The 11706-nt window shown below is 37.1% G+C and carries 11 protein-coding genes; all 11 read right to left on the reverse strand.

Going from position 1 to position 11706, the window contains the following annotated elements:
* A partial coding sequence (locus tag BAU17_RS14290) for an adhesive domain-containing protein (protein WP_161902074.1) occupies positions 1-2222 on the reverse strand: 2222 nt, incomplete at its 3' end.
* Positions 2223-2405: 183 nt separating this feature from the next.
* Positions 2406-3101, reverse strand: coding sequence for a class A sortase (locus BAU17_RS06765; protein WP_161902075.1), 696 nt, complete (start codon positions 3099-3101; stop codon positions 2406-2408).
* A gap of 393 nt (positions 3102-3494) precedes the next feature.
* Positions 3495-4517 carry a lysylphosphatidylglycerol synthase transmembrane domain-containing protein gene (locus BAU17_RS06770; RefSeq protein ID WP_202622291.1) on the reverse strand — a complete coding sequence of 341 codons (1023 nt, stop codon included), beginning with the start codon at positions 4515-4517 and terminating at the stop codon, positions 3495-3497.
* Between the two features lie 15 nt (positions 4518-4532).
* Positions 4533-4802, reverse strand: a complete 270-nt coding sequence (locus BAU17_RS06775; RefSeq protein WP_161902077.1) for a DUF1294 domain-containing protein — start codon at positions 4800-4802, stop codon at positions 4533-4535.
* A 24-nt stretch (positions 4803-4826) separates the two neighbouring features.
* The gene (locus tag BAU17_RS06780; RefSeq protein WP_272927945.1) at positions 4827-5777 is read right to left on the reverse strand and encodes a diacylglycerol/lipid kinase family protein; all 951 of its coding nucleotides are present in this window, start codon (positions 5775-5777) and stop codon (positions 4827-4829) included.
* On the reverse strand, positions 5767-6996 hold the full coding sequence (gene pepT, locus BAU17_RS06785) for a peptidase T (RefSeq protein ID WP_161902079.1): 1230 nt from the start codon (positions 6994-6996) through the stop codon (positions 5767-5769). Before pepT ends, BAU17_RS06780 begins: the two co-directional genes overlap by 11 nt.
* A 15-nt stretch (positions 6997-7011) precedes the next feature.
* A complete protein-coding gene (locus BAU17_RS06790; protein ID WP_161902080.1) occupies positions 7012-8133 on the reverse strand; it encodes a Nif3-like dinuclear metal center hexameric protein in 1122 nt (373 codons plus the stop codon).
* Positions 8130-8828 carry a tRNA (adenine(22)-N(1))-methyltransferase gene (locus BAU17_RS06795; RefSeq protein WP_161902081.1) on the reverse strand — a complete coding sequence of 233 codons (699 nt, stop codon included), beginning with the start codon at positions 8826-8828 and terminating at the stop codon, positions 8130-8132. The genes BAU17_RS06790 and BAU17_RS06795 overlap by 4 nt, the downstream gene beginning before the upstream one ends.
* Before the next feature lie 72 nt (positions 8829-8900).
* Positions 8901-9824, reverse strand: coding sequence for a primosomal protein DnaI (gene dnaI / locus BAU17_RS06800; protein WP_161902084.1), 924 nt, complete (start codon positions 9822-9824; stop codon positions 8901-8903).
* Positions 9824-11194 (reverse strand): replication initiation and membrane attachment family protein, encoded by a 1371-nt coding sequence (locus tag BAU17_RS06805; protein WP_161902082.1) that lies wholly within the window; start codon positions 11192-11194, stop codon positions 9824-9826. The genes dnaI and BAU17_RS06805 overlap by 1 nt, the downstream gene beginning before the upstream one ends.
* A gap of 18 nt (positions 11195-11212) precedes the next feature.
* Complete coding sequence (gene nrdR, locus BAU17_RS06810) at positions 11213-11674, reverse strand: transcriptional regulator NrdR (RefSeq protein ID WP_161902083.1); 462 nt, start codon at positions 11672-11674, stop codon at positions 11213-11215.
* Positions 11675-11706 lie beyond the last annotated feature (32 nt).

Consider the following 11706-nt stretch of genomic DNA (forward strand, 5'->3'; position numbering starts at 1 on the left):
TCGCTGTCTGAATCGGAATCACTATCGGAATCTGAGTCGCTATCGGAATCTGAGTCACTATCTGAGTCGGAATCGCTATCGGAGTCGCTATCTGAATCGGAATCTGAGTCACTATCGGAATCGGAATCGCTATCTGAATCGGAATCACTGTCTGAGTCGGAATCACTATCGGAATCTGAGTCACTGTCTGAGTCGGAATCGCTATCTGAATCGGAATCACTGTCTGAGTCGGAATCGCTATCTGAGTCGGAATCGCTATCTGAATCTGAATCACTGTCGGAATCGCTATCTGAATCTGAGTCACTATCTGAATCGGAATCGCTATCTGAATCTGAGTCACTATCTGAATCGGAATCGCTATCTGAATCTGAGTCACTATCTGAGTCGGAATCGCTATCTGAATCGGAATCACTATCTGAATCTGAGTCACTGTCTGAGTCGGAGTCACTATCTGAGTCTGAATCACTGTCTGAGTCGCTGTCGGAATCGGAATCGCTGTCGGAATCGCTATCTGAGTCGGAATCACTATCTGAATCTGAATCACTATCTGAATCTGAATCACTATCTGAATCTGAGTCGCTATCTGAATCTTCTGGTACAGTAATATTTACTACAGGACTATCATAATCAACGCCATCACGAGTAACAGTTGAATTAACTGTCAACGTTTCCAATTCAGCTACATCACCTGCTGGAATATCAACAGAATAAGTTCCGTCAGGTCCAGTTGTTCCAGTACCAACTACATTCCCATCTGCATCACGAATTTCAATCGTCACATTTGGATCAGCTGTTCCTGTCACTGTATAACCGTCAACGGAATTACCAGTAATATCAGCTGTTGGTGTCTGTAATGCTGGAATTGCAGCTTCTGTTGGAGCACTTTCGTTTCCATCAACAATCGCAACAACATTAATTACTTCATCAGGATATACATCTTCAGCAGCAACTGGAATTGAATAATTGCCATTTGCATCGGCAACACCAGAACCAATCACATTGCCATCTGCATCACGAACTTCTACTTCTGCACCAGGATCAGCTGTTCCTGTTACTGTGTATCCAGAAGTATCACCAGTAACTGTTGCAGTTGGTGCGGTTACTTCTGCTGCAGTTGCTTCAAAATAAATAGTATTACCATCACTAGAATTATTTAAAATATTAATATCCAAAGTATTTCCTTCAATAACCGCGCCATTAAAGTTAAATGCTCCATCATTTGGAACATTTGCTGAAACTACTGTGTCAGTATTAAGCGCAACAGGAATAGTAGCATCCATTCCACCTAATACGGCTGCATCTGCTAATTGATTAACTAATTCTCCTGCATTATTTATAACTGGATTTAATAAAAGATCTACTGCTGCAGTCAGAGTACTTTTTATCGGGTTAAGAATTAGATTAGCGGCTGCAACTACTGGTGTAGCTATTCCTTTCTCAATAATATTGGCATTAGGATCTACTGTAATGCTTAAATTATTGATAGCATCTTTCAGATCGTTCAAAATATCTGTAATATTTTGAGCTAAAATTAGTCCTAAACCATCATTCACATCTACATACAAATGTGTGCCATCTTCTGATAAGATAACATCTGAGGCAAATTGAGCTGTATCAAGTGCAATTAAATCATCTAACAGGCCTTGAATTACATCACCTGTAGCAGAAACATTAGAAATAATACCCGCAGTTCCAGTAATTGTATCAACTATTTCTCCAACTCCTGTTACTAAGCTACCCACAGCACTAGTAAGAGCACTTAAACCGCCTGACAGTAGTGGCACATTATTGAGGTCTAAACTAAAGCTTGAGTTGATTTGTGCTTGTCCAGCAGTTGCTATGCTCCCTTGTAACCCTTCCGGAATTGAAATAACAATACGTTTATTATTATCCGCAATAAGTGATGCATCAACAGGACTTGTGCCAGATACAGAGATATTGAAATGTTCAACCCCAGTCCCTACCCTGAATGCTGTACCGTCTTCATATAAACCATTCAAGATAGTCCCACTATCATTATTTGTACTAACATTTTGCAAAATTGAAGCGTCTACTAATGCAGCCTCTACCGCTTGCGGTGCCCACAATAAACTAGCAGTAGGTACAACTGCAGCAGTTAATAACAACCCTGTCACCGCTGCGTTAGCAATAACTTTATTTCTTTTAGAAGTACGTTTTGTACTTTTCGCGTTCATAAGTTTCTTATAATCGTTCTTTTTCACTACTTATCCTCCTCTAGTTACAAACTTGTTTATTATAATTGCTTACCAACAATATTCGGGAACCAACCAACAAACCCTCCTTCCTATGTATTCCCGCTATACCAACGACTATCTATATTATTCAATCTAAAATATCCAAGAAATTAGATTTGAATACAAAATAATAAAATGGCGAAACGCCTATTACTTGAATGCTGATAAAACAGCTTCATCCGCTTGACTGACGAGTTTGACCTCGATTAAACTCCCTTGAATGATTAATCGACTCGTTGCATCGAAATCACCACAAGTCACTAAGGTAACAATTGATTTTCCAGGAACATCATCTAACACGTACATGGCATCTGGTTCTACCCAGTCTTTTGTATAAATTTCATACTCGTAGATGTTTTCTAAATCATTTAAATATATTTTTTCACCGATTTGAGCATGCTCTAATGGTGAGAACAGCGCTTCTGGATCATAGGACAAATGACTAGCTAATGCATAATTCCCTCTCCCCATCTGTTGTGTAGGAGATAGAGTGCCTGCTCCCCAAAGTAGATTTTCATTTGCTACACCTATAAAAATAGGTAAATTTATATTTACGCTAGGTACAGCAATACCTGCTACAACGGGCTGTGATTGTTTGTTTTTATTCAATTGCGCTTTAAATACGGCGCTTGTACTAATCGGTTCCACTGAGGTAAAATCAAAAACAGCATTTTTCTCTTTTTGATTTTTCTCAATTTCTTCACGACTATAATTAGAAATTGAAAAACTTTCGCTGTTTTTCCGAACGATAAATTGTTGAATTTGATTACTAAAAAGCATAAATACCCCAACAAAAAAGACTAAAATTAGAGTAAATCTTACTATTACTTTCTTATTAATCTTCATTTATCTACCTCTCATCAAATAATAATAAAACGATAATTATTGTTCAGTTTTTTTCATATTATCATCAAATTTTGAACACAACAACTAAATTGTATCGAAAAAACAGCTAGAAAGCGTTTAAAAAACATGGAATATGATTTTTTTATGAAATTTATATAACAATAAAAATATAGAAATTTCATTTTAATTTAATAAAAAGTTATCTTTAAGAAGCTTAATCATCATATTTTGTTCTTTTTTTAATAAATAAAATAAAAAAAAGAACAAAATATTTGGAAAATAAAAAAACAAAAAAAAATTGTATTTTCCTGCGTTATTTGTCATAAAAAAGGCGAAAAAACGAACATACAACAAAACAAAAAAACCAACCCATAATGGATTGGTTTTTTTGTTTTATTCTTTTGACTTCATTTCCTCAAATTCGTTTGACAAAACATTCTTCCGATCAATTAAGACTTGAACGAATCCTAAGAAAAAAGGTAATACGTAAGATGCAAATCTGTACAACAACATTGAAGAGATTGCATCGACCGTTCCTACCAAGGGACTAAAAAGAAAAAGATAGACAAATTCAAACGCACCGATTCCCGCTGGTGATGGGATAACACCAGCTAAGATTAAAGTAAAACTAATCAATGAAAAAACTAGTAGAAAATCAATTTCTGGATGATTATCAATTATGATAATATACGGAATCAAATACCACATTGCCAATTTGATCATATTCAGTAAATAAATTCTAATAAGAGCTGTGCGATCATGTAAGATAGAGGCCACTGTCTCTCTTAACGAATAAATTTGTAAGTTACAACGATCAATCAAGTTTCGCATTTTAGTTGTTTTAAATAGTTTATCACTCATCTGAATAAACCAAACATGCAAATTAATGCTAATCGAAATCAACAAAAAGAACAAAATAATTGCGGTTGTCATCACCATCCCAAGCAAAATGAGTGGAATCATCCGAGGTGCACGCGTATAAAACAAAGAAAATTGAATCACTAAACCGATAATTGCATAGGTAAGCATCGCTAGTTTATACATGATCATATGCAGAGACGTTACACCCATGGATTGCGATACTTTTAATCCTTTCCGCGTATAAAAGTTCACTTCAGAAATAAGTGTACCTACGCCAAAAGTAACGACTCGGTAAAAAGCGACATACCAAGCCGTCACCATGCCGTCATAGCGGCGAAACGAGGTGGAAAAACTTCGAACAATTTCCTGAATGGACCACCCTTCAAAGAACTGATAGGCGAGCCCTAAACCAATGACGCCGATTAAAATAATTGGTTTTGTTGCTGTTAATTCGGCTAAAATTTCAGCCAATGAATTTTGAATAACATAAATCATCACTACAAAAATAGCAAGTAATGCGACTAAGTTCAGGATAAATTTCCCTTTGGCGTTCATCTTCATATATTTCTCCTAACTCAGGTATAATAGTACGATATCTAATACAACGCCAAGTAAAAAACAGAATAAAAATTTTGTTTTTCTTGTTTTATGCCGAAATAGAGATCGTGCAAGCAGCCCGCCTAAACCACCACCTAAAACACCACACATTAAAATTCGTGCTTCAGGAATCCGCCATTTTTTACGTTCTGCTTGTCTTTTATCATACCACATTACCAGAAAAACGTAGGTATTAATTAAAAATAGATAGAGAATAATGCCATAATCGAATAAATGATTCATTATTTCCCCCCTTGCTTGTAAATATTAGGGAACAAACACTTCCATACCTTGCGGAACAACATTGACTTCTACAGGCAATGAATCTGTTGGATCCCCATCTGTACGGGTAACGATTTCTTTATTTGTATCTAATGGTCTAAACGTTGCAGTTTTAGCTGAAAAATAGACTACTTCTGGAATTTTATAAAATTGACCACGTAAAATGCGTGGCAAATTATAGAAAAAGGGGATAATCCACAATTCAGGAATAATTGTGATGTGCATATAACCATCATCTGGAGAAGCCGAATCATCTAAGCTGAACCCACCCATTGAATTTGTCATGGCAATTGTCACTAAATGGGCTTTTCCTTGCCACTCATGGTCTTCAGTTTTCACTGATAAAGCGTATTTTCTTCTTTTAAATAATAAATGGAAGAAGCGCTTCGAGAAAGCCAACGGACCATACTTTTGTTTTTCTGACTGGCTAACTTTTGATGCCGTATCAGCTAAAATTCCAGCAGTCATTGTAGAAATCATAACATCATCATTCACGGTTGCATAATCAATTTTTTGTGTCTTTTGTGATAAAATGACGTCAAATGCCTTTTCTTTTTCCAAGGGCAATCCAACCGCTTTAGCTAAATTATTGACCGTACCTCCAGGAATAATCCCATAACGGTATTCTCGATCCTGTAACATTCTTAAGACATGATGAATTGTTCCATCACCACCAATGACGACAACGGTGTCTACTTGTTCGGAATCAGCAAGTTGACGAATTTCATCCTCGTCGACATCTGGATTGGTGACTTGTAAAACAATTTTTTCGACATCTTTGTTATTTTCTGCAATCTTTTTAAATTCTTTAGCGATTTTTTCACCTTCATTTTTACCGGATGTATCATTGTAAATTACCATTATTCTCATGTTCATTCTCCTAAAAAAAGATAGTAAAGTCGTCTTGACTTTACTATCTTTTTTGTTATTTTGCAACTAATTCGGCTATTTTAACGATTAGCGATGTTGCTTTTTCCATTGATTGCAATGACACGTACTCAAAACGGCCATGCATATTTTCGCCACCAGCAAAAATATTCGGTGTTGGGATGCCCATATAAGAAATTTTAGAACCGTCTGTTCCACCACGAACAGGCTCAATAATTGGCTTAATGTCTAATTCAATCATCGCTTTTTCAGCTACATCAATAATACTCATATCTTTTTCGATAATTTCTTTCATATTGTAATATTGATCATACATATGCACTGCTACTCGCTCTTGTCCATATTGTGCGTTCATTTTTTCTTGAATTTCAGTAATCAATGCTTTACGTGCTTCAAATTTTTCGCGGTCGTGGTCACGAATAATATACGCCATTTTCGCTTCTTCCGTTGTACCACCTAAACTCATTAAATGGAAGAAACCTTGGTAACCGTCTGTTTTTTCTGGCACTTCATCCGCAGGTAATTGATTGTGAAAATCAATCGCTAACTGCAAGGCATTTATCATCGTGTCTTTGGCTGTACCTGGGTGCACATTTTTACCATAGATGGTAATTTCTGCTTGTGCGGCATTGAAAGTTTCGTATTGTAATTCCCCGACTGGTCCACCGTCCATCGTGTAAGCGAATTGCACGTCAAAGTCTTCTACGTCAAATTTATCTGCTCCGACACCGATTTCTTCATCTGGTCCGAAAGCCACTTTCACAGTACCATGCTTAATTTCCGGATTATTAATCAGTGTTTCCATTGCTGTCATAATTTCAGCAATCCCTGATTTATCGTCTGCACCTAATAAAGTCGAACCATCTGTCGTAATCAATGTTTCTCCTTGATAATTCGCTAAATTCGGAAAATCAGCGGTAGTTAATTTAAATTTACCTTCTGTATCCAAAGCAATATCTGAAGACCCATCATAATTTTCAATAATTTGTGGGTTCACATTTACCGCATTGAAATCAGCAGTATCCATATGCGCAATAAAACCAATCGCTGGTACTTCTTTGTCAATATTTGATGGCAAAGTCGCTATGACAAAACCATTTTGTTCATTGTAATGAACATCAGATAAACCTAATTCTTCTAGTTCAGCTTTTAAAGTTTGCGCAAACGCCACTTGCGTTTGTGTCGATGGTGTAGTTGTGCTTTCTGGATTTGAACGTGTTTCTGTTTTTACATAGCGTAAAAAACGGGGTAATAAATTTTCGTACATCTTTTTCGTCTCCTCTTATCTCAATTGAAATGGATTCGTGTCTGTTTCAGAAGGAATAATGTCAATCTCCCATTGTTGTTCTGCTTTCCACATTTCCATTTTTTCAACAAATTTGGGTATACAAACTTTCTCAATGTTATGCCCTGGATCGATGACTGTCAACCCATTTGTTTGCATATCATGTGCGGTATGGTAGTAAACATCGCCCGTAATATAAACATCTGCACCAGCACGCAACGCATCTGGATAAAAATTGCCACCTGAACCACCACAAATAGCGACAGTTTCAATGATTTTTTTGGGTTGTGTTGCTTCGATTAAACGTAAGCCAGCAAGTCCGAATGCAGCTTTCACTTTTTCTGTAAAAGCTTCGATGGTCATCGGTGTTTTTAATTTCCCTACTCGTCCGATACCATATGTTTTTGGCGGATTTCCTAATGATAGAATATCATAAGCTGGTTCTTCATAAGGGTGAGTGTTATACATCGCAGCTAACACTTTGGATTGGATAGTTTCTGGGAAAATCACTTCGATTCGTGCTTCTTGGACTTGTTCTGGTTGATTTGCCGCACCAATCGTTGGATTAGCATCTGCAGTCGGTGTAAAACGTCCTGTACCAATCATGGAATAGCTTGTATGATGATAGTTTCCTTGCGTACCTGCACCGGCATCGCCCAAAGCCTGACGCATTTGTTGGCTAGCTTCAATCGGCGTATAAACAACTAATTTTTTGTACAAAACTTCGTGTGTTTTTTTCAAATAACCTGTCACTTGCACATCTAACATCTCACAGAACCAGTCATTTAGCCCGTCTTCAATAATATCCATGTTCGTATGGGCAGCATAAACGGAAATATTGTGACGTAACAAATCAATGTACATTTTGGTTTGTAAATCATCTTCTGTTAAACGTTTGATTGGCCGAAAAATCGGTGGGTGTTTCGCAATAATTAAATCCACTTTTTTCTCAATGGCTTCTTCGACTACTTCTGGACGGACATCTAACGTCATCATGACGCGTTGGATATCTTTATCTAGCGTTCCAATGTGCAAACCGACTGGGTCACCTTCTTCTGCCAACCACTGGGGACAATATTCTTCAAAACGTCGAATAAATGTTTTGGCTGAAAGACTCATGCCAAGACCTCCTCAATCCATTGAATTTGTGTTTGTAGTTCTTGGATTTTCTCAACAGGTTGTTTCTCTGCTTTTTCCAATTCTTTTAAGACGCGTTTTCTGGCTGCTAATTCATGTTGCCATTTTTGATAAAAGACGTCTGTCGGATTTTTCATTAATTGCGGACCAAAAAGCAACTCTTGTTCGCTATATTTTACTGGTGTTTGTTGTTCTGCTACGATAATTTCATAGATTTTTTTATTTTCTTCCAAAATTTCTTCTTCAATAATTGTATAGTTGTTTGCTACTAACCATTCACGTAATGTTTTCTCACCGATATTTGGTTGTAAAATCAACCGTTCACTACCAGTAATCCGTTGTTTTTGCTTACCTGCTTCTAAAATCGAACGGATTAAAGTTCCTCCCATACCAGCGATGGTAATAGCTGTGATATTGTCTGATGGTTCGATAGCATCTAGACCATCTGCTAAACGCACCACAATGTTATTGGTCAAACCACTTTTACGGACTTGTTTTTCAGCGGAATGAAATGGTCCTTTGACTACTTCACCAGCAACCGCAAATTCAATCTGCTCTTGCAACATCAAGGCTACCGGTAAATAGGCATGGTCCGATCCAATATCTGCTAGGCGAGCATTTTTTGGCACATGTGCCCCAACACGAGCTAAACGTCGTGATAATTCTTGTTCATTCATTGCTTATCCCTCTCAATAAAAATTCTCTCAAAGATGACAAGTCACTTTTAAGAGAATTTTTTTATTTTCTTGTTATTGATTCCGTCGATTGCGACCACTCATTTGAATTTCTTTGGTCAAATAACGAATGCGCTCCATAATCCGTTTGGCTTTCAACGGTTCTTCTTCTCCTCGTTGTGTTACGGATAAGTGTTGTTCTAGTTCCCGCATGGTAAAATTCGAGGTGAAAAATGTTGGGAGTTGCTCTTGCATGCGATACTGTAAAATGACACCAAAAACTTCATCACGAACCCAACTACTCATCGCATCTGCCCCAATATCATCTAACATTAAAATGGGTGCTTTTTTGATGACATCCATTTTTTCAGACACTTGGTTTTTACCAATCGCTTGTTTCATTTCAACGGCGAATGTCGGGAAATGTAATAAGGTTGACGTATAGCCTGATTCAGCTAAATCTCTAGCGATAGCGCCTAATAAATAGGTCTTTCCAATTCCAAAACTGCCCACTAAATATAAGCCTTTATGGAAACTTCTTGGATTTTTTTTGTATTGTAGGATAAAAGTAGTTGAAGCTATTATAGCTTCTCCCCTTCCAGAAGTTCTCTCATAAGTTTCCATACGTGCTTCCTGGATATCCTTGGGCATATTCAAGGCATGAATTCTGCCACGAATTTCTTCTTGTTGTTTGCGAGCAACCAATTCTTCTGTTGGTACATAGGTCACATCAATCGAATGAAAATTCAGCATTAACTGTGGTTCATAACCAGGTGCAATCATCGTTGGATCGTTTAAGTCAAATTTGCGTTTTTCTTGCACATATTCATACAATTTGGCATAACTACGTTCAATTTCTTGCTGCGTGAGTTCCTTATGTTCTTCTAAGAAAGCCTGAACATCAGGATGCTTCATCACTTCAGCAATCATTTCTTCAAAGCGTGCGCGGTAATTCTTTCGGTCAAGCATTTGATTGAGGTTCTTTCCAATTTCTTCCATCATTTTTCACCTTCTTTACTTTCTAAGTATTCTTGCATATTTTTTTGTATTCTTGCTAACATTACTGGATCTTCCACTTCTTCGGTCGGATTGTCTACCCAATCCGGCAAAGTTTCTTTACGTACGGGCTGTTGCTTGTATGGTGTACGAGGTCGTTTGACTTTTTCTTTCGATTCTTTTACTAACTGGCGTACATGTTGAATGGCAGCTTCTGGGCTTTTAATTCCGATTTCTGACCAGTCTGTCGCAATTTTATTGACAAAATTCGCTTGTAGTGTGCTGTTTTTTTGAATCACTAAGACATAATGCATCAAGACATTAATCACACTATTAGGTAACGGACTCTTCTCAACTAATGATTTTAGTAGCCAAGATTCAGAGTCGGTCACAAAGCTGTGTTTTTCTCTTTTAATCGCTTGTAAAAAATCAACCGGCGCTGTCTCTTCACTCATTTGGACTAATTCAAGATCCATTTCCGAAAATCCTGACTGTTTCAACGTATTAAATCGACGTGTCTGGTCATCTGGTGAAAGTTGCGCAACAGCTTGTTTTTGCGGACGTGTTTTACTTTGCTGATTCATATATTTTGCTAAAGCTTTGCTGTCCACTTGTCCGTCAGACAAGGAGACCACTTCTGCCATCATATTGACAAGTGTCAATTCATCAAAACCATACAAATTATGATATAACAGTAATTGTTTTCTGAATTCTGGTGTAAAATTACTTTCCGCAATAAATTTTTTCTTTGCGATATCAATTAGAAAATTCCAATCAAGCTGATCTTCTAGTTGCAATGTTTTACCGTTTACTTCGTAATCTTTAGAAATTTGTTCTAGTTTTGAACTTTTACGAACAAATGATTCTTCATTTAACGCACCATAGACATCACTAAAACTACTCGTTATTTCTCGATAAGCAGAGGTATCTACTTTTTTTGGTTTAAAGCGTTCGACAATTTGATTAAATTTACGTTCACCAACAACATTCCATAACAAATAACTATAGACTTCATCTTTCAAAAACGCTTGTGGGTGCAACGGTTCTTCTAATTGGTACAAAAATATTTTGCCAAACTCAGGGTCTTCTTTCATAAAAACAGAAAGTAAACCGACGCCTTCTAAATGCTTTCTTGCCATCAGAAAATCCGGCAAACCAAGATTTAAGGCATTTAATACATCAATATGCGCAAATTCATTTTCGTGCTGGTCTTCTTCATCACCTAACAAGGCATAATACAATGCCATTGCATGCGAACCAATAATTGGTTGATACAGATGAAGTAAGCCATCATTACCTTCTTCAGTGAGGGGTAGACTTTTGAACACCTGATAAATATGATTTGGTTGCACTTCATTCCAAGCAGACTTCATGCTAACCCTCCAGTCTTTCTATTCTTTTGCCTTATCGACAATATCTTGTAATTCTTTTAAGAAAACAGACATGTCTTTGAATTGTCGATAGACGCTCGCAAAACGGATATAAGCGATTTCGTCTAAATCGACAAGTTCTTCCATAACATATTCGCCAATCTCAGTTGAAGAAATTTCATTTTCACCTAGTGCACGAATGCGTGATTCCACATGATCAACAATTTGTTCCATCTGTTCCATCGCTACAGGACGTTTTTCTGCCGAACGAATTAATCCTCGCAAGATTTTTTCACGATTGAATTCTTCACGACCACCGTTCTTCTTAATCACTAGTAGCGGTGTTTCCTCTAATCTTTCAAATGTTGTAAAGCGAAAGCCACAGTTTTCACATTCTCTACGACGTCGAATGGCACGGCCATCATCGGCTTGACGACTATCAATAACACGAGAATTATTGTGATGACATTTTGGACAATGCATAATTCCACCTCTTTTATCTATATATATTTGAC

It is taken from the genome of Candidatus Enterococcus willemsii (genome assembly GCF_009933335.1).
GTDB classification, from domain to species: Bacteria; Bacillota; Bacilli; order Lactobacillales; family Enterococcaceae; genus Enterococcus_F; species Enterococcus_F willemsii.

Excerpts from the sequence above, each read along its gene's own strand:
- BAU17_RS06765 (WP_161902075.1), bottom strand. The coding sequence starts at position 3,101 with ATGAAGATTAATAAGAAAGTAATAGTAAGATTTACTCTAATTTTAGTC.
- BAU17_RS06770 (WP_202622291.1), bottom strand. The coding sequence starts at position 4,517 with ATGAACGCCAAAGGGAAATTTATCCTGAACTTAGTCGCATTACTTGCT.
- BAU17_RS06775 (WP_161902077.1), bottom strand. The coding sequence starts at position 4,802 with ATGAATCATTTATTCGATTATGGCATTATTCTCTATCTATTTTTAATT.
- pepT (WP_161902079.1), bottom strand. The coding sequence starts at position 6,996 with ATGTACGAAAATTTATTACCCCGTTTTTTACGCTATGTAAAAACAGAA.
- BAU17_RS06790 (WP_161902080.1), bottom strand. The coding sequence starts at position 8,133 with ATGAGTCTTTCAGCCAAAACATTTATTCGACGTTTTGAAGAATATTGT.
- BAU17_RS06795 (WP_161902081.1), bottom strand. The coding sequence starts at position 8,828 with ATGAATGAACAAGAATTATCACGACGTTTAGCTCGTGTTGGGGCACAT.
- dnaI (WP_161902084.1), bottom strand. The coding sequence starts at position 9,824 with ATGGAAGAAATTGGAAAGAACCTCAATCAAATGCTTGACCGAAAGAAT.
- BAU17_RS06805 (WP_161902082.1), bottom strand. The coding sequence starts at position 11,194 with ATGAAGTCTGCTTGGAATGAAGTGCAACCAAATCATATTTATCAGGTG.
- nrdR (WP_161902083.1), bottom strand. The coding sequence starts at position 11,674 with ATGCATTGTCCAAAATGTCATCACAATAATTCTCGTGTTATTGATAGT.